The 19,501-nt window shown below is 44.5% G+C and carries 13 protein-coding genes and 1 tRNA gene; all 14 read right to left on the bottom strand.

Going from position 1 to position 19,501, the window contains the following annotated elements:
- Positions 1-238: 238 nt before the first annotated feature.
- The 14 genes from tuf to PATL_RS03035 all read right to left on the bottom strand — a co-directional run bounded on the left by tuf (position 239) and on the right by PATL_RS03035 (position 19,491).
- On the bottom strand, positions 239-1,423 hold the full coding sequence (gene tuf, locus PATL_RS03100; protein WP_011573501.1) for an elongation factor Tu: 1,185 nt from the start codon (positions 1,421-1,423) through the stop codon (positions 239-241).
- Positions 1,424-1,486: 63 nt separating this feature from the next.
- Positions 1,487-3,592 carry an elongation factor G gene (gene fusA, locus PATL_RS03095; RefSeq protein ID WP_011573500.1) on the bottom strand — a complete coding sequence of 702 codons (2,106 nt, stop codon included), beginning with the start codon at positions 3,590-3,592 and terminating at the stop codon, positions 1,487-1,489.
- A 12-nt stretch (positions 3,593-3,604) separates the two neighbouring features.
- Positions 3,605-4,075 carry a 30S ribosomal protein S7 gene (gene rpsG / locus PATL_RS03090; RefSeq protein ID WP_011573499.1) on the bottom strand — a complete coding sequence of 157 codons (471 nt, stop codon included), beginning with the start codon at positions 4,073-4,075 and terminating at the stop codon, positions 3,605-3,607.
- Positions 4,076-4,151: 76 nt separating this feature from the next.
- Positions 4,152-4,526 (bottom strand): 30S ribosomal protein S12, encoded by a 375-nt coding sequence (gene rpsL / locus PATL_RS03085; protein ID WP_006992809.1) that lies wholly within the window; start codon positions 4,524-4,526, stop codon positions 4,152-4,154.
- A gap of 209 nt (positions 4,527-4,735) precedes the next feature.
- Positions 4,736-8,923: a DNA-directed RNA polymerase subunit beta' gene (rpoC, locus tag PATL_RS03080; protein WP_011573498.1), complete on the bottom strand. Its 4,188-nt coding sequence runs from the start codon at positions 8,921-8,923 to the stop codon at positions 4,736-4,738.
- Positions 8,924-9,013: 90 nt separating this feature from the next.
- Complete coding sequence (rpoB, locus tag PATL_RS03075; RefSeq protein ID WP_011573497.1) at positions 9,014-13,042, bottom strand: DNA-directed RNA polymerase subunit beta; 4,029 nt, start codon at positions 13,040-13,042, stop codon at positions 9,014-9,016.
- Between the two features lie 277 nt (positions 13,043-13,319).
- Positions 13,320-13,691 carry a 50S ribosomal protein L7/L12 gene (gene rplL / locus PATL_RS03070; RefSeq protein WP_006992806.1) on the bottom strand — a complete coding sequence of 124 codons (372 nt, stop codon included), beginning with the start codon at positions 13,689-13,691 and terminating at the stop codon, positions 13,320-13,322.
- Between the two features lie 55 nt (positions 13,692-13,746).
- Complete coding sequence (gene rplJ / locus PATL_RS03065; protein ID WP_011573496.1) at positions 13,747-14,265, bottom strand: 50S ribosomal protein L10; 519 nt, start codon at positions 14,263-14,265, stop codon at positions 13,747-13,749.
- A 364-nt stretch (positions 14,266-14,629) separates the two neighbouring features.
- Complete coding sequence (gene rplA, locus PATL_RS03060; protein WP_006992804.1) at positions 14,630-15,331, bottom strand: 50S ribosomal protein L1; 702 nt, start codon at positions 15,329-15,331, stop codon at positions 14,630-14,632.
- 3 nt (positions 15,332-15,334) lie between these two features.
- Positions 15,335-15,763 carry a 50S ribosomal protein L11 gene (rplK, locus tag PATL_RS03055; protein ID WP_006992803.1) on the bottom strand — a complete coding sequence of 143 codons (429 nt, stop codon included), beginning with the start codon at positions 15,761-15,763 and terminating at the stop codon, positions 15,335-15,337.
- A 401-nt stretch (positions 15,764-16,164) separates the two neighbouring features.
- Complete coding sequence (gene nusG, locus PATL_RS03050; RefSeq protein ID WP_006992802.1) at positions 16,165-16,737, bottom strand: transcription termination/antitermination protein NusG; 573 nt, start codon at positions 16,735-16,737, stop codon at positions 16,165-16,167.
- A gap of 2 nt (positions 16,738-16,739) precedes the next feature.
- Positions 16,740-17,117 carry a preprotein translocase subunit SecE gene (gene secE / locus PATL_RS03045; RefSeq protein WP_006992801.1) on the bottom strand — a complete coding sequence of 126 codons (378 nt, stop codon included), beginning with the start codon at positions 17,115-17,117 and terminating at the stop codon, positions 16,740-16,742.
- Positions 17,118-17,372: 255 nt separating this feature from the next.
- Positions 17,373-17,449, bottom strand: a tRNA-Trp gene (locus PATL_RS03040).
- Positions 17,450-17,649: 200 nt separating this feature from the next.
- Positions 17,650-19,491 carry an ABC transporter ATP-binding protein gene (locus PATL_RS03035; RefSeq protein ID WP_011573495.1) on the bottom strand — a complete coding sequence of 614 codons (1,842 nt, stop codon included), beginning with the start codon at positions 19,489-19,491 and terminating at the stop codon, positions 17,650-17,652.
- Positions 19,492-19,501: the final 10 nt, after the last annotated feature.

Genomic DNA, 19,501 nt, shown 5'->3' with positions numbered 1-19,501 from the left:
ATGTTCAAAATCGTTCCCGACGATTTTGTCACGGAATAATCCGCTTGAAGCCACACAATACGTGCAGGCACAAAAAAGGGTGAAACCGGAGGCTTTCTGGCGCACTGCGCCAGCCGGTTGAACGACCGATACGGATATCGGGCTGGCCGCATCACCATGGACGGATTAAACCCCATTTTGTATAGACATAAAAAAAGGCCACCGAAGTGACCTTTCTTTCAAATCAATTTGCTAGTAATTAAGCAATGATTTTTGCAACAACGCCAGCACCTACTGTGCGGCCACCTTCACGGATTGCGAAGCGTAAACCTTCGTCCATCGCGATAGGAGCAATCAATTCAACTACGAATTTCAAGTTGTCACCAGGCATTACCATTTCTACGCCTTCAGGAAGCTCTACAGCACCTGTTACGTCAGTTGTACGGAAGTAGAACTGTGGACGGTAACCTTTGAAGAATGGAGTATGACGGCCACCTTCGTCTTTGCTTAGTACGTATACTTCAGCTTCGAATTGAGTGTGTGGGTTGATTGAACCAGGCTTAGCTAGTACTTGACCACGCTCAACATCTTCACGCTTAGTACCACGAAGCAATGCACCGATGTTCTCACCAGCACGACCTTCGTCAAGCAATTTACGGAACATTTCAACACCAGTTACCGTTGAAGTCGTTGTATCTTTCATACCAACGATTTCTACTGCATCACCTGTGTTTACGATACCACGCTCAACACGACCTGTTACAACCGTACCACGACCTGAAATTGAGAATACATCTTCAATTGGAAGTAGGAAAGGCTTGTCGATGTCACGCTCTGGCTCTGGGATGTAGCTATCAAGGGCTTCTGCAAGCTCAATGATTTTTGCTTCCCATTGCTCTTCGCCTTCTAGGGCTTTAAGCGCTGAACCTTGGATTACTGGTAAGTCGTCGCCAGGGAATTCATATTCTGAAAGCAATTCACGTACTTCCATCTCTACCAATTCTAACAATTCTTCGTCGTCAACCATGTCACATTTGTTCATGAAAACAACCATGAAAGGTACGCCAACCTGACGGCCTAACAAGATGTGCTCACGTGTTTGTGGCATAGGACCATCGGTCGCTGCTACTACTAGAATCGCGCCATCCATTTGAGCAGCACCAGTGATCATGTTTTTTACATAATCGGCGTGTCCAGGACAGTCAACGTGTGCGTAGTGACGAGTAGGCGTATCGTATTCAACGTGAGACGTTGAAATTGTGATACCACGCTCGCGCTCTTCAGGAGCGTTATCGATTTGATCGAATGCAGATGCTGCACCACCGTACGTTTTTGCTAGTACAGTAGTAATTGCTGCTGTTAGAGTGGTTTTACCGTGGTCAACGTGGCCGATTGTACCGACGTTTACATGCGGTTTAGTGCGTTCAAACTTTGCTTTTGCCATTTTACAAATTTCCTAAGTTAAAAACCCGGCCCTACTAATGTAGTAGACCGGACCAGACCTTTATTAAGATTGACGAGCGTCAATAATGGCTTTCGCAACATTATTAGGCGCTTCTGAATAATTAAAAAATTCCATTGAATATGATGCTCTTCCTTGCGTAGCTGAACGCAAGTCAGTGGAATATCCAAACATTTCTGATAATGGCACTTTCGCAAGAACAATCTTGATCCCAGCGACACCGTCTTCCATGCCTTCTATCACACCGCGTCGGCGATTCAAATCACCAACAACATCACCCATCCAGTCTTCTGGGGTGGTAACTTCAACTTTCATTGTGGGTTCAAGCAATACAGGTTTTGCCTCAGCAGCGCCCTTTCTAAAACCCATTGAACCAGCGATTTTAAACGCCATTTCAGAAGAGTCAACATCATGATATGAACCGTCGAACAAAGTTACCTTTACATCAAGTACCGGATAACCTGCAAGCACACCATTTTGCATCTGTTCGTGGATACCTTTATCAACGGAAGGAATGAATTCTTTTGGAATTGCACCACCGACTATATTGTTAATAAATTCGTACCCAGCCCCTTCTTCATTAGGCTCGATTGTCAGCCAAACATGACCAAATTGACCACGGCCACCTGATTGACGAACAAACTTACCTTCAACGTCGACTTTGCCACGAATGGTTTCGCGGTAAGCAACTTGAGGTTTACCTACATTGCATTCGACGCTAAATTCACGCCTCATGCGATCTACAATGATATCAAGATGAAGTTCACCCATCCCAGATATGATTGTTTGTCCTGACTCTTCGTCAGTATTAACTTTAAATGATGGATCTTCAGCCGCTAGTTTACCTAACGCTAAGGCCATTTTTTCTTGATCGGCTTGTGAGCGAGGCTCAACTGCAATAGAAATAACGGGCTCAGGGAAGTCCATCCGCTCGAGCGTAATGATATGGTTAGGGTCACACAAGGTGTCACCTGTCGTCACATCTTTGAGACCTATTGCCGCAGCAATATCGCCTGCTCGAACTTCTTTGAGTTCCTCACGATCTTTCGCGTGCATTTGCACTATACGACCAAATCGCTCGCGCTTAGCTTTAACAGGGTTATATACGCTATCACCAGTGTTAACCACACCAGAGTAACAACGGAAAAATGTTAAAGTCCCCACAAATGGGTCAGTAGCGATTTTAAATGCTAAAGCTGCAAAGGGAGCTTCGTCATCTGCTGGACGAGTCGCTTCAGTTTCATCTTTATCATCTAACACACCAGTGATAGCTGGTACGTCTGCGGGTGCAGGTAAGAATTCAATTACTGCATCCAAAACCGCTTGTACGCCTTTATTCTTGAAAGCAGAACCACAAGTAGCGAGTACAATTTCATTATTAATTGTACGCTGGCGCAATGCGAGTTTGATCTCTTCTTCGGTTAGCTCTTCGCCTTCCAAATACTTGTCCATCAATTCGTCACTGGCTTCTGCGGCGGCTTCTACAAGTTCAGTACGTAGCGCTTCTGCTCTGTCTTGCAATTCAGCAGGGATACCTTCATAAGTAAATGTCATGCCTTGATCAGATTCATTCCAATTGATGGCTTTCATCTTAATCAAATCGATAACACCTCTGAAGTTCTCTTCTGAACCGATATTGAGGTGAATAGGAACACAGGTAGCACCGAGTCGTTTGCGAATTTGCCCAACCACTCGTTCAAAATCTGCACCGGCTCTGTCCATCTTGTTGACAAACACGACCCGGGGGACGTGATATTTGTCAGCTTGACGCCAGACCGTTTCTGATTGAGGTTCTACACCGGAAGAACCACAAAATACGACAACGGCACCATCAAGGACCCGCAAAGACCGCTCAACTTCAATCGTGAAGTCAACGTGTCCAGGCGTGTCTATGATGTTGATGCGATGTTGGTCGTATTGCTTATCCATACCTGCCCAAAAGCAGGTCGTAGCCGCCGAGGTAATAGTGATACCGCGCTCTTGTTCCTGTTCCATCCAGTCCATGGTGGCAGCGCCATCATGGACTTCACCAATTTTATGCGACAAACCGGTGTAGAAAAGAACACGTTCCGTCGTCGTGGTTTTACCCGCATCGACGTGAGCCACGATACCGATGTTACGGTAGCGATTGATAGGCGTTTTACGAGCCATAGCTTTCTCTTATTACCAACGGTAGTGAGCGAATGCTTTGTTGGCTTCAGCCATACGGTGAACGTCTTCACGTTTCTTAACCGCAGAACCTTTGTTTTCAGCAGCGTCGAGCATTTCAGCTGCAAGGCGTTGAGCCATTGATTTTTCACCACGTTTACGAGCAGCGTCAACTAACCAGCGCATACCTAGGGCATTACGACGAACAGGACGAACTTCTACTGGTACTTGGTACGTAGAACCACCCACACGGCGAGATTTAACTTCTACCGTAGGACGGATGTTGTCCAAAGCGTCTTCGAAAATTTCTAGGTGAGACTTGCCAGCTTTATCAGCAACAATGTCGAGTGCACCGTAAACGATTTTTTCAGCAGTCGATTTTTTGCCATCTAACATGACAACGTTCATAAATTTTGCAAGTAACTGCGATCCGAACTTAGGATCCGGTAGGATTTTGCGTTGACCTACAACTCTTCTTCTTGGCATCTTAATTCTCCGTAGAATTCAGGAATATCCCAAAACTCAATTAATACTTTAGTTTGGCCTTACTAACGGAGAACCGTTAAGACTTAGGCCTTTTTGCACCGTACTTAGAACGGGCTTGTTTACGTGAACTTACGCCTGCGCAGTCTAATGTACCGCGAACAGTGTGGTAACGAACACCTGGTAAATCTTTAACACGACCACCACGGATAAGAACAACACTGTGCTCTTGTAGGTTATGGCCTTCACCACCGATGTATGAAGAAACTTCAAAACCGTTGGTTAAACGAACACGACAAACTTTACGCAATGCAGAGTTTGGCTTCTTTGGAGTGGTGGTATATACACGAGTACATACACCACGGCGTTGTGGACAGGCCTGCAATGCCGCTACGTTGCTCTTCGCATCGGGCTTTTGGCGTGGCTTGCGCACTAACTGGTTAACTGTTGCCATTAACTAGCTCCTGGTTAAAATTACGACTGAGAATATCCTTACATAGGATATAAAACGCGAAAAATCCGCGGCCCGTTATCTGTTACCAAATTTCGGGTCGCGGAAGTCTAATGACCAAAGTTTGACCTGTCAAGCGAGAACGCCAATAAAGACCGATTAAGGCCTAAATTGGCGTCCATACCATCTGGGTTAACAAATGATCTTATTTTTTACTCATCAGATGATGGCGTGTCCATGACTTCAGCATTAAGTGCTTCAGTTAAGGCTTGCTCCGCATCTGCTGCAGAGACAGATAGTTCTTCAACTGCCTGACGCTCTGCTAGTTTTCTTGCAGTACGTTTCTGGTGATACGCAAAACCGGTACCGGCTGGTATCAAACGACCTACAATAACGTTCTCTTTCAAGCCACGTAACTCATCTTCTTTACCTTGCACAGCGGCTTCGGTAAGTACACGAGTGGTTTCTTGGAAAGATGCCGCTGAGATAAATGACTCAGTGGACAACGATGCTTTTGTGATACCCAATAACTGTGTTTCGTACTGAGCAGGGATTTTGCCTTGCTTTTCCAATTCACGGTTAGCGATTTTCACGTTAGATACTTCTACTTGCTCACCTTCAAGGAAGTTACTGTCGCCTGCATAAGTGATCATACACTTACGTAGCATTTGACGAATAACCACTTCGATGTGCTTATCGTTAATTTTTACCCCTTGGAGGCGGTAAACTTCTTGTACTTCATTAACGATATAGTTAGAAACAGCACTGATACCACGTAAGCGTAGGATGTCATGAGGTGACTCTGGGCCATCCGCAATAACTTCACCTTTCTCAACGTTTTCACCTTCGAACACGTTAAGTTGACGCCATTTAGGGATCATCTCTTCGTATGCATCAGCGTCTTTCGGCGTGATAACAAGACGTTTCTTACCTTTGGTTTCTTTACCCCAACCAATGGTACCTGAGACTTCGGCTAAAATAGCTGGCTCTTTAGGTTTACGTGCTTCGAACAAGTCAGCAACACGTGGAAGACCACCGGTAATATCACGTGTTTTCGAGCTTTCCTGAGGAATACGCGCTAACACATCACCAGGCTTAGCCTGCATACCGTCAGTGGCTTCAATCGTGGTGAAACTCGGCAAACGAATTTCTTGTAAGCCATGCTCATCACTTTCAAGGATTAGCTTAGGCTCTTTAGCATTCGCCTTAGATAGATCATTTACGACGATACGTGTAAGACCTGTCAACTCATCCTGCTGCATTTCGGTGTTACTGTCATCGATGTCAGCAAAGCTGATCTTAGCTTGACGCTCAGTAACGATTGGATGCGAATGCGGGTCCCAGTTAGCAACGACTTCACCGCTAGTGACTGTCGCATTGTCATCTGTGGTTAAGATAGCACCGTAAGGCACTTTATAACGCTCTTTCTCACGACCTTGATCATCAATAATAGTGATTTCAGTTGAACGAGAAACGATAACCACTTTGTCGTCTGTGTTGCGAACGAACTTAGCATTTTGTAGCTTCAGTGTACCTGTTGTTTTGACCTGTACGCTGTTCTCAGCTGACGCTCGTGATGCCGCACCACCGATGTGGAACGTACGCATGGTTAACTGTGTACCTGGCTCACCGATTGATTGTGCAGCAATAACACCAACCGCTTCACCGTGACCAACCATGTGACCACGTGCAAGGTCACGACCGTAACACTTAGCACATACACCAAAGTCATTTTCACAGGTAATAACCGAGCGAACTTGGATTTGATCAACCGAGTTAGACTCAAGCATATCAACCAATGCTTCATCCAGTAGCACGTTACGTTCTACTAGAATTTCATTAGTACCAGGCTTCAACACGTCTTCGGCAACGGTACGACCTAGTACACGTTCACGAAGCGGCTCAACAACGTCACCACCTTCGATTAGCGGTGTCATTTTCACACCTTCGAATGTGCCACAATCTTCGTTATTGATAACCAAATCTTGTGCAACATCAACCAAACGACGAGTCAAGTAACCTGAGTTAGCTGTTTTCAATGCCGTATCGGCCAAACCTTTACGCGCACCGTGAGTAGATATAAAGTACTGAAGTACGTTTAGACCTTCACGGAAGTTAGCGGTGATTGGCGTTTCGATGATTGAACCATCTGGTTTCGCCATCAGACCACGCATACCCGCCAACTGACGAATCTGTGCGGCACTACCACGAGCACCAGAGTCGGCCATCATAAATACTGAGTTGAATGATGCTTGGTCTTCCATCTCACCGTCACGGTTCTTAACCGTTTCGATTGATAGATTTTCCATCATGGCTTTCGCTACTTTTTCGTTAGCGTTAGACCAGATATCGATAACCTTGTTGTAACGCTCACCCGCAGTAACAAGACCAGACTGGAATTGCTCTTGGATTTCACGTACTTCAGCTTCAGCACCTTCAATGATGTCTTTCTTCGCATCAGGGATAACCATGTCATCGATACCAACAGACGCACCCGCAATCATTGCGTAGTGGAAACCGGTATACATAATTTGGTCAGCCGCGATAACAGTATCTTTCAGACCTAGAGTACGGTAACAAGCGTTCAGTAGGCGAGAAATCATCTTCTTGCCCATGGCTTGGTTGATTAACTCAAAAGGCAAGCCTTTTGGTAATACCAAAGACAAAATTGCACGACCAACAGTAGTATCTGTCAATGTTACTTTCTCTGTCTTAGAACCGTCTTCTGCTACGTCATACTCAGTGATACGTACCTTAACGCGAGCGTGAAGTTCCGCATTACCCGTACGATACGCTTTTTCAGCTTCGTCTGGGCTAGTGAACATCATGCCTTCACCTAAACCATTAACACGGTCACGTGTCATATAGTACAAGCCCATTACAACATCCTGTGAAGGAACGATGATAGGCTCACCATTGGCTGGTGATAGAATGTTGTTGGTTGACATCATTAACGCACGTGCTTCTAGCTGTGCTTCGATAGTCAACGGAACGTGAACCGCCATTTGGTCACCATCGAAGTCAGCGTTATACGCCGCACATACTAATGGGTGCAATTGGATCGCTTTACCTTCAATTAGGGTTGGCTCAAACGCCTGGATACCCAATCGGTGAAGTGTAGGCGCACGGTTAAGTAATACTGGGTGTTCACGAATAACTTCGTCTAGAACGTCCCATACTTCCGGATCTTCACGTTCAACTAATTTTTTGGCTGCTTTAATGGTTGTCGCTAAACCACGCCCTTCTAATTTTCCATAGATGAACGGTTTGAATAGCTCAAGTGCCATCTTCTTAGGAAGACCACACTGATGTAAACGTAGAGTAGGACCAACAGTGATAACTGAACGACCAGAGTAATCTACACGTTTACCCAATAAGTTTTGACGGAAACGACCTTGCTTACCTTTGATCATGTCGGCCAAAGATTTAAGAGGACGCTTATTTGAGCCTGTGATAGCACGACCACGACGGCCGTTATCTAACAAGGCATCAACTGCTTCTTGTAACATACGTTTTTCGTTGCGCACGATAATGTCAGGTGCAGCAAGGTCTAGAAGACGCTTCAAACGGTTGTTACGGTTAATCACTCGACGATACAGATCGTTCAAATCAGATGTTGCAAAACGACCACCATCTAGCGGTACCAGAGGACGTAAGTCAGGTGGTAATACCGGAAGAACAGTAAGGATCATCCACTCTGGCTTGTTACCAGACAATTGGAACGATTCAAGTAGCTTCAAGCGCTTAGTGATTTTCTTACGACGAGTCTCAGAGTTAATGCTAGGCAATTCTTCGCGCATAGCAGCAACATCAGCATCAACGTCTAGGGCTTTAAGCAATTCGAAAACCGCTTCGGCACCCATTTTTGCTTCAAACTCATCACCGTGCTCTTCTAGCGCATCAAGATATTCTTCTTCAGAAAGAAGTTGGCTGCGCTCAAGCGTTGTCATGCCAGGTTCGGCAACAACATATGATTCGAAATAAAGCACACGTTCGATATCACGAAGTGTCATATCAAGCATCAAACCGATACGTGACGGTAATGATTTAAGGAACCAAATATGTGCAACTGGACTTGCCAATTCAATGTGGCCCATACGCTCACGGCGTACTTTGGTTAACGTTACTTCAACGCCACATTTTTCACATATAACACCACGGTGTTTAAGGCGCTTATATTTGCCACACAAACACTCGTAGTCTTTAACCGGTCCAAAAATACGCGCACAGAACAAGCCATCACGCTCAGGCTTGAAAGTACGGTAGTTAATGGTTTCTGGCTTCTTAACTTCACCGAAAGACCATGAACGGATCATGTCAGGTGACGCAAGACCAATTCGAATATTATCGAATTCTTCGGACTTGTGTTGTTGTTTAAGAAACTTTAATAAGTCTTTCACATTACTCTCCCAGCGGAGTCAGTTGAAAAAGCCTGATGGATGGATTAACACCCATCAGACTATCCTGTCTATAAGCTCTGCAGACGCGGCTTATTGCTCTTCCAGCTCGATGTTGATACCTAGTGAGCGAATCTCTTTCAACAATACGTTGAAAGATTCTGGCATACCAGGTTCCATGCGATGATCACCATCAACGATGTTTTTATACATCTTAGTACGACCATTCACATCATCAGATTTAACTGTCAACATTTCTTGCAAGGTGTAAGCGGCACCGTATGCTTCCAGTGCCCATACTTCCATCTCTCCGAAGCGCTGACCACCGAATTGAGCTTTACCACCCAACGGCTGCTGTGTAACCAAGCTGTATGAGCCAGTTGAACGAGCATGCATTTTGTCATCAACCAAGTGGTTAAGTTTCAACATGTACATGTAGCCAACTGTTACTGGACGTTCAAATTCACGTCCGGTACGACCGTCAAACAAAGCGATTTGTCCACTTTCAGGAAGATCAGCAAGCGTAAGCATATGCTTGATTTCTGCCTCAGTAGCACCATCAAACACTGGTGTTGCCATAGGCACACCTTTACGCAAGTTATCTGCTAGACGGGTAATTTCGTCATCACTGAAGTTATCAAGATCCACTTCTTGGTGAGTTGTGCCAGCACCGTAAACCTCTTTAAGGAAGCTACGTAACTTGGCCATCTCTTCGTGCTCTTTTAACATGCGGTCGATTTTCACGCCTATGCCATGAGCAGCCATACCTAAGTGAGTCTCAAGGATCTGACCGATGTTCATACGTGACGGTACACCCAATGGGTTCAATACGATGTCTACCGGCGTACCGTTAACATCGTAAGGCATGTCTTCAACTGGTTTAATTGTTGAAATAACACCCTTGTTACCGTGACGACCAGCCATCTTATCACCAGGTTGAATTTGACGTTTAACAGCCAAGTAAACCTTAACGATTTTAAGAACGCCTGGTTGAAGATCATCACCTTGAGTGATCTTGCGTCGCTTGATTTCGAACTTCTTATCAAAATCAGCTTTGATTTCAACAAACTGCTCAGCAATTTGATCAAGCTCAGTTTGCGCATCTTCATCTGTTAGCGTTAGGTCGAACCATTTTTCACGTTGAGCAGACTCTAAACGAGACTCTTCGATACCGGATTTAATCAACAAGTTTTTAGCACGAGCGAAGATGCCATCAGCAAGAATATTGAATTCGTCTGATAAATCTTTCTTCACTTGACGTAACTGCATGCCTTCAATTTCAAGTGCACGCTTATCTTTTTCTACGCCATCACGAGTAAATACCTGTACATCAATGACAGTACCACGAACGCTGTTAGGCACGCGCAATGAAGTATCTTTAACGTCAGATGCTTTCTCACCGAAGATAGCTCGTAAAAGTTTCTCTTCAGGTGTTAACTGTGTTTCACCTTTAGGGGTAACTTTACCCACTAAGATGTCGCCACCTTTAACTTCAGCACCGATGTACACAACACCGGACTCGTCCAATTTACCCAGCGCAGATTCACCTACATTTGGAATATCAGAACTGATTTCCTCTGGCCCTAACTTGGTATCCCGTGCCACACAGCTCAATTCTTGAATATGAATTGTGGTGAAACGATCTTCCATAGCAACGCGCTCAGAGATCAAGATTGAATCTTCGAAGTTATAACCGTTCCAAGGCATGAATGCGATACGCATGTTTTGCCCTAGCGCTAATTCACCTAAATCAGTAGATGGACCATCGGCTAATACGTCACCCGCAACAATTGGCTCACCAACATTACAAGTAGGACGCTGATTGATACAGGTGTTCTGGTTAGAACGGGTGTACTTAGTTAAGTTGTAGATATCGATGCCCGCTTCGCCGGCAACCGTTTCTTCTTCATTAACTTTAATAACAATACGGCTTGCATCAACGTAGTCGACACGACCACCGCGTTTAGCTACTACTGTTACACCAGAATCAACTGCAACTGTTTTTTCCATACCGGTACCAACAAGTGGCTTATCTGCAATAAGCGTTGGCACCGCTTGACGTTGCATGTTCGCACCCATCAAGGCTCGGTTAGCATCATCGTGTTCTAGGAACGGGATGATACTGGCTGCGATTGAAACGATTTGCTGCGGAGATACATCCATGTAGGTGATCTCAGAGCTTTCTTTCAATGTTGTTTCACCGCGGTGACGACAAGGGATCAAGTCATCAGCAAGACGGCCAGTTTCATCAAGCACAACGTTAGCCTGTGCGATTGAGAATTGACCTTCTTCGATTGCTGATAAGTAATCGATTTCGTCAGTCACTACACCGTCAACAATCTTACGATATGGTGTTTCTAGGAAACCAAAATCATTGGTACGAGCGAAACTCGCCAGCGAGTTGATCAAACCGATGTTTGGTCCCTCAGGTGTTTCGATAGGACATACACGACCATAGTGAGTCGGGTGTACATCTCGTACTTCGAAGCCTGCACGCTCACGTGTAAGACCGCCCGGGCCTAAGGCTGAAATACGACGCTTATCGGTTACTTCAGACAACGGGTTGTTCTGATCCATAAACTGAGACAACTGGCTTGAGCCAAAGAACTCTTTAACCGCAGCCGAAATAGGCTTCGCATTAATAAGGTCTTGAGGCATAACAGCGTCTAAATCACCTAAGCTCAAACGTTCCTTAACGGCACGTTCAACACGAACTAGACCAACACGGAATTGGTTCTCGGCCATTTCGCCAACAGAACGAATACGACGGTTACCCAAGTGATCGATATCATCAACGTCGTCTTTACCGTCACGAATAGTGATCAGTTGCTTCATTACGTCAACGATGTCGTCTTTGTCTAATGTGCCTGCACCGATAGATGTTTCACGACCTAAACGACGGTTGAACTTCATACGTCCAACAGACGATAAATCGTAACGATCCTCGGAGAAGAACAGGTTAGTAAATAACGTTTCTGCTGCGTCTTTCGTTGGTGGCTCACCAGGGCGCATCATGCGATAAATTTCAACCAACGCTTCTAGGCGGTTAGTTGAGCTATCAATGCGCAAGGTGTCAGAGATATAAGCACCGTGATCAAGTTCGTTAATATACAAAGTTTCAAACGTTGTATATCCGGCTTCTTTAAGTGCCAGAACATTTTCAAGTGTTAATAGATCGTTTGCAGCAACAACAAGTTCACCGGTTTCTTGATCCACGTAATCACACGCGAATACACGGCCAACTAAGTATTCAGCTGGTACCTCAAGTTCAACGATACCGGCTTTTTCAAGCGCACGGGTATGACGAGCTGAAATACGACGGCCTGCTTCTACAAGCACATTGCCATCCGAGTCTAAAATATCGAATTGTGCAGTTTCACCACGAAGGCGATCTGGCACGATATCAGACATGAAACGATTACCGTCGATACGTACTTGGTTCTTCTCAAAGAACATACCAAGAATTTCTTCGGTAGGAATTTCTAATGCACGTAGCATGATAGTCGCAGGCAATTTGCGGCGTCTATCGATACGAACATAAAGGTTATCTTTAGGGTCAAATTCAAAGTCTAACCACGAACCACGGTAAGGTATAACGCGCGCGTTATATAACACTTTACCTGATGAGTGAGTTTTACCTTTATCGTGATCAAAGAATACGCCTGGCGAACGGTGTAACTGAGATACAATGACTCGCTCAGTACCGTTAATGACGAAAGTTCCATTTTCAGTCATGAGCGGAATTTCGCCCATGTAAACTTCTTGCTCTTTGATGTCTTTTACTGTGCCTGGTGCTGCTTCACGATCGAACAACACTAAACGTAATTTAACACGCAAAGGCGCTGAAAAGGTTACACCACGGATTTGACATTCTTTTACGTCAAATACGGGCTCACCTAAACGGTAACTTACGTACTGTAATTCTGCGTTACCAGAGTAACTTTTTATTGGGAAAACTGATCGAAATGCTGCTTCCAGTCCATGCTGACCATCGACGTCAAGGTCAATAAACTTTTTAAAAGAATCTAGCTGGATTGAAAGTAGATACGGTATTTCCAATACCTGTGGGCGTTTGCCAAAATCCTTACGGATACGTTTCTTTTCGCTATAAGAGTAAACCATGGGTTCCTCAGCCTGCCGATTTTTGACCCAACTTGCTAAATAGATTTTCTATAAAGCAAACTTCCAGCACCCTTTATTTTACACTTTAACCGTTTACCAAAGTCATTAAGAGGCTTACTTAACTTATTGGTTTTATTTAGGTTTAAATGTAATTTGCGCTAACAAATAGAATAAATTTTAAAGGATGAAAATACTTTATCCTACAGCGCAAAAAGGCTGGTGATTATAAAATCACCAGCCTAAGCCTTTTCAGGCTAGTAACCTGTCGTTAGACAGATTACTTAAGCTCAACTTCAGCGCCAGCTTCTTCAAGCGTCTTCTTAAGTTCTTCAGCTTCTTCTTTAGCAACGCCTTCTTTAATCGCTTTCGGTGCAGCTTCAACTACTTCTTTAGCTTCTTTCAAGCCAAGACCAGTTGCGCCACGTACCGCTTTGATTACAGCAACTTTGTTACCACCGAAAGATGTCAAAACAACATCAAATTCAGTTTGTTCTGCAGCAGCTTCACCGCCAGCAGCAGGAGCAGCGGCAGCAACAGCAGCAGTAGCTGTTACACCGAATTTTTCTTCTGCAGCTTCGATAAGCTCAACAAGGTCCATTACTGGCATTTCAGCAATTGCGTTTAAAATATCTTCTTTGGTTAGAGCCATTTCTCTAAACTCCTGGGTTTAATGATTAAAAAATTATATGTACAAAGGAACCAAATTATTTGGTTTCTTTGATCGCTGCCAATACGCGCACAAACTTGGAAGGAATTTCGTTAACAGTTTGAACGAATTTCCCAACAGGTGCTTTGAAGGTTGCAAGCAATCTCGCAAGCGCTTCGTCGCGGGTAGGCAATGCTGCCACTGCGTCCAATTTCTCAGGACCCAATAGACCACTACCAATAGAAAGGGCAGTTACGTTTAACTTGGCATTCGTTTTAGCGAAGTCTTTAAAAAGACGCGCCGCACCGCCTGGTGCTTCAATCGAAAATCCGTAAATTAACGGACCAGTTAAGGCACTTTCCAAATCAGAGAACTTAGTTTCGGATAATGCGCGCTTAGCTAGAGTATTTCTAACAACTTTTAGATATACGCCTTGCTCACGAGCTTTAACGCGAAGTTCAGTTAGTTCTGATACTTCCATACCACGGTATTCAGCAACGGCAACGGATAGAGCTTGAGATGCAACTTCGCTAACTTCTGCGACGATCTCTTTCTTTGCTGCTAAGCCTAGTGCCACTGTGTTCACCTTCTTTAAGTCTGAAAAGCCTATTATTAAATAACACTTTTCAGGATTCACAGATTGATAGAACGCTTATCTTGATTAACTCAGGCTAAGTATTCTACCGCTCTACGGTGTTCGTTAATCCCAGAGAGTCTGAGTCGAAATCACCGTCTGCGCAGGCTATTGTTTTAAGTAAAGCATTTATGACTTTGCAATCTGTGTAACTGCTCTCTTACTTCAGTTACTGCTTTACGCCTGCGGTCTTGGACGGGAGTCATGTGTTAATGAAAACAATGACTCCAACCCATACCTTTCTAGAGAGAATAAGTAGTCAAAAATCCAACTACTTACAAGTGCCTTAGCTAAACTAAGGCTAAAATTAGCTTGCTGCTGTTAAACTAGCTTGGTCGATGGTAATACCCGCGCCCATAGTAGTGCTTAAGCTGATTTTCTTAATGTATACGCCTTTAGCCGATGAAGGCTTGGCTTTCTTAACAGCTTCAATCAAAGCAGCTAAGTTTTCTTCGATTTGGTTGCTTTCAAAAGCAATCTTACCGATGCTGGCATGAATGATACCATTCTTGTCATTGCGGTAACGAACCTGACCAGCTTTAGCGTTCTTAACCGCTGTCGCTACGTCTGGCGTTACTGTACCCGTTTTAGGGTTAGGCATTAAACCACGTGGGCCTAAGATTTGGCCTAACATACCTACAACGCGCATTGCGTCAGGAGATGCAACAACTACGTCAAAGTTCATTTCGCCTTTCTTAACTTGCTCAGCTAGGTCTTCCATACCAACGATGTCAGCACCAGCTTCTTTAGCAGCTTCAGCGTTTGCACCTTGAGTGAAAACAGCAACACGTACTTCTTTACCAGTACCGTTAGGAAGCACAGTTGCGCCACGAACGTTTTGATCAGATTTACGTGCATCAATGCCAAGATTTACAGCAACATCAACACTTTCAGCGAATTTTGCGGTAGCAAGTTCTTTCAACAAAGCAACCGCTTCATTGAAATCGTATTCTTTCGTCGCTTCTACTTTGTCACGTACAAGACGAGCGCGTTTAGTTAATTTAGCCATTTCTTATCCCTCTACTACCAAGCCCATGCTGCGTGCAGAGCCAGCGATGGTGCGAACAGCTGCTTCTAAATCAGCTGCAGTTAGATCTGGTTCTTTCGCTTTAGCAATTTCTTCTAGTTGCGCAAGAGTCACTTTACCCACTTTTTCAGTGTTAGGACGACCAGAACCACTTTTGATACCAGCCGCTTTCTTAAGCATGTAAGAAGCAGGTGATGTCTTGGTTTCGAATGTGAAAGAACGGTCTTCGTAAACAGTAATTTCTACTGGAACGGGAGAACCTTTTTCCATGTCACCTGTTTTAGCGTTGAATGCTTTACAGAATTCCATGATGTTAACGCCTTTTTGACCCAATGCTGGACCAACTGGCGGACTTGGGTTAGCAGCACCAGCCGCAACCTGTAATTTGATAATGCCTGTGACTTTTTTAGCCATGATAATACTCTCAATTAATGGGTCAAACGCCTCGCAAACACTGAGAATGCTTGCTTAATTGGCTTCCCGTTCAACAAAAAGGGCCGCGAAGTATAGACTAACTATAAACCCTTCGCAACCATTATGTACGAACTTTATCCAATTCATGTCGAAACCATAAGCTGCATAATGTTCGATTTAAAATCAAAAAAAGATGTCGTTTGGACATCTTTATTTTAATTTCTGCGACGCCATCTTTGGCGCCAATTGCCAGTCAAACCATCCGAATTTTCGAAACATCGATGTATTAACAAAAAAGACAGCCTAGCGCTGTCTCTTCGTTCACTTCCTGTGACAGGTCCAGCCCGACATCCCTGCCGGTCGTGCAAGCGGCGAAAGCTAAGCTTCCGAAAGCCCCGCTTTTACCCCTTCTCGACTTGGCCAAATTCTAATTCTACAGGTGTTGAGCGACCGAAAATAAGCACCGATACTTTTAAGCGGCTCTTTTCATAATCGACTTCTTCAACCACACCATTAAAGTCAGCAAAAGGACCATCGGTAACACGTACCACTTCGCCTGGTTCGAACAATGTTTTTGGTTTTGGCTTATCAACACCTTCTTCAAGGCGATTCAAAATAGCATTAGCTTCTTTTGTAGTGATAGGCGCTGGGCGGTCAGATGTACCACCGATAAAACCAAGCACACGAGGAACACTTTTGACTAAATGCCATGAATCTTCGTTCATATCCATTTGTACTAATACGTAACCCGGGAAGAACTTACGCTCACTCTTACGTTGTTGGCCAGAGCGCATTTCAATGACTTCTTCGGTAGGAACAAGTATCTCTCCGAAAGAATCTTCCATTTCGTGCATTTTAATATATTCAAGAAGTGTCTTTTTCACACGCCCTTCATATTGAGAGAACGCCTGAACGACATACCACTTTTTATCTGACTTCTCTGGCACGTCCGCATTTTCTGTAATTTCTGACATGATTAAATTCCTAAGCCGGTGATAAAAGAAACTAACTGTACGATAATGAGGTCAAGGCCCCACAGTACTAGTGACATGAAGGCTGTAGCAACTAAAACAATAATTGTCGTCTGTGTTGCTTCTTGGCGGGTGGGCCAAACAACTTTTCGTACTTCCGTGCGAGCATCTTTAGCGAAGGTCAAAAAGCTGCTACCTTTTTCCGTTGAAGCGGCAATAAAACCGGCAACAAGGACAGCTGCGACGACACCAAGTGCGCGATAAAGTACTGATATATCTTCATAGATGGAATTTGCTGCAACCGCACCACCTAACAAAACCAAAACAACTAGCCATTTAACTAAGTCTAATGGATTTGAACTATTTTCCGCTTTTTCGCTCATGCTATTACCTAATACTAACTTAATCGCGACGTCATCAATGGTGCAAACGTCTGCCTATACACTTAGTTTCAATGCCAAAAGTGGCAGGGGTGGAGGGATGATCTCAGTTACCTCCCTGTAACTGACCGCAAGCGGCGCTGACGCGGTTCAAATCGTTCCAGACGATTTGTCGAACCCTTGGGCGTTCTCGTCCCTCAACCTTCTACATTTTTACTATTCAGCTGCAGTATAACGCCTCTGAACTTTAACCTAATTTGGCAGGGGTGGAGGGATTCGAACCCCCAGCCATCGGTTTTGGAGACCGCTGTTCTACCAATTGGAACTACACCCCTAAAATACTGCTCTTAATCACTCACGTATCACGTAATTGAGTGATTAAATTTACTTACACCATCCTTATGACGTCTTAGATTTTTGTGGAAAAATTCAGAATCACTAATAAGGAGGGAGGCGTATTATACTTATTAGTCGGTGTTATACAAGATGAAAACGAGGATAAAGCGTACCGTGAATGTATGCTTTACCCTAGTCTTTACTCAACACCGATAAAACCACCGGTTTGATGGGCCCATAACTTGGCGTAAATACCATTGTGCGCCAACAGCTCATTATGTGTACCCGACTCAACTATACGACCATCGTCCAGCACTAATAACCGATCCATTTGGGCGATAGTGGACAACCTGTGGGCAATGGCTAAAACCGTTTTATTTTCCATTACCTTGTTGAGGCATTCTTGTATAGCGGCTTCTACTTCCGAATCTAAAGCTGATGTAGCCTCATCCAGAATAAGAATAGGTGCATCTTTAAGCATGACCCGCGCAATGGCGATACGTTGGCGCTGGCCCCCAGATAACTTAACACCACGCTCGCCGACTTGTGCGTCATACCCTGTATGCCCATGTAAATCGGAAAGGTTTTGAATAAATTCATGGGACTCGGCCTGTTTCGCAGCAGCCAGCATTTCTTCTTCACTGGCACCTAATCGACCATATAAAATATTGTCGCGCACAGAACGATGTAACAGCGATGTATCTTGGGTAACCATACTGATATGAGAACGTAAGCTTTCCTGACTAATTTCGCTCACGTCTTGCCCATCGACTAATATCTTGCCGCTTTGCACATCAAAGAAGCGCAGTAACAAGTTAACCAGTGTCGATTTACCCGCCCCCGAACGACCAACTAACCCAACCTTTTCACCCGGTTTTATATCGATATTAAGGTTGTTAAACACCTCTATCTGCTTATTTTCAGGTCCAGGGTAATTAAATGTCACATCAGAAAAGGTAATCGCCCCACCACTGACGTTAAGAGGCGGCGCATTGTCAATGTCTTTAACCGCCGTCGGTTTAGACAAGGTATTGATCCCGTCTTGTACTGTACCTATATTTTCAAAAAGGGATGATACTTCCCACATGATCCACTGAGACATGCCGTTTAAACGAAGGCACAACGTAATAGCAATAGCGATATCCCCCGGCGTCACCACTTTTTCTAACCAAAGGTAGATGGATAAAGCACTGATAGAGAATACTAACAGTGCATTACTGAACCACACACAGGTATTAAGCAAGGTAACCAAACGCATTTGCGGATGAACCGTTTGCAAGAACCCATTCATACCTTCATAGGCATAATCGGCTTCACGGCTGGTGTGCGAGAAAAGCTTAACCGTAGCAATATTGCTGTAACTATCGACTATTCTGCCGGTCATCACACTACGTGCATCAGCTTGGCGCTGAGCAACTCGTTTCAATCGCGGCACAAAGTAGCGTAGAACACCTATGTATATGCACAGCCACAAGATTAAAGGCAAACTCAATCGCCAATCAATGCTAAAAACCATGACCACGATACTGAGAAAATAGACACTGATGTATACCAATAAATTAAGTAGCTGCATGACCGACTGACGAACCGACAGTGCGGTTTGCATGACTTTGGTGGCGATGCGGCCGGCAAATTCATTCTGGAAAAAGCTGATACTTTGGCCAATCAAATACCGGTGCGCTTGCCAACGAATGCGCATGGGATAATTACCCATGAGTGTTTGATGGTTAATCAATGATTGCAGTGCTACGCAGCTAGGCAAAATCACCAGTACCACGGCTCCCATCCATATCAAGCTACTTTTTTCTTCGGCTAAAAAGGTGTCAGGATCTTTAGACGCCAGCCAATCGACTAACTGCCCAACAAATCCAAATAACGACACTTCTAACATGGCGATAGCTGCTGCAAGTATCGATACTGCAAAAATAGCGGGCCACATTCCTTTGGAGTAATAACGACAAAACGCCACCAAGCCTTCTGGAGGTTGCCCAGGCATATCCTGTGGGAACGGCTCTACTAACCGTTCAAAAAATGAAAACATATCAACTACT

The sequence above is a fragment of the Paraglaciecola sp. T6c genome (assembly GCF_000014225.1).
Lineage (GTDB): Bacteria > Pseudomonadota > Gammaproteobacteria > Enterobacterales > Alteromonadaceae > Paraglaciecola > Paraglaciecola atlantica_A.
Note: the sequence above shows the minus strand (reverse complement) of the source record. Positions and strands in the feature narration are given on the sequence as shown.

Coding starts and splice junctions, on each gene's coding strand:
- tuf (WP_011573501.1), bottom strand. CDS start 1,423: ATGGCAAAAGCAAAGTTTGAACGCACTAAACCGCATGTAAACGTCGGT.
- fusA (WP_011573500.1), bottom strand. CDS start 3,592: ATGGCTCGTAAAACGCCTATCAATCGCTACCGTAACATCGGTATCGTG.
- rpsG (WP_011573499.1), bottom strand. CDS start 4,075: ATGCCAAGAAGAAGAGTTGTAGGTCAACGCAAAATCCTACCGGATCCT.
- rpsL (WP_006992809.1), bottom strand. CDS start 4,526: ATGGCAACAGTTAACCAGTTAGTGCGCAAGCCACGCCAAAAGCCCGAT.
- rpoB (WP_011573497.1), bottom strand. CDS start 13,042: ATGGTTTACTCTTATAGCGAAAAGAAACGTATCCGTAAGGATTTTGGC.
- rplL (WP_006992806.1), bottom strand. CDS start 13,691: ATGGCTCTAACCAAAGAAGATATTTTAAACGCAATTGCTGAAATGCCA.
- rplA (WP_006992804.1), bottom strand. CDS start 15,331: ATGGCTAAATTAACTAAACGCGCTCGTCTTGTACGTGACAAAGTAGAA.
- rplK (WP_006992803.1), bottom strand. CDS start 15,763: ATGGCTAAAAAAGTCACAGGCATTATCAAATTACAGGTTGCGGCTGGT.
- nusG (WP_006992802.1), bottom strand. CDS start 16,737: ATGTCAGAAATTACAGAAAATGCGGACGTGCCAGAGAAGTCAGATAAA.
- secE (WP_006992801.1), bottom strand. CDS start 17,117: ATGAGCGAAAAAGCGGAAAATAGTTCAAATCCATTAGACTTAGTTAAA.
- PATL_RS03035 (WP_011573495.1), bottom strand. CDS start 19,491: ATGTTTTCATTTTTTGAACGGTTAGTAGAGCCGTTCCCACAGGATATG.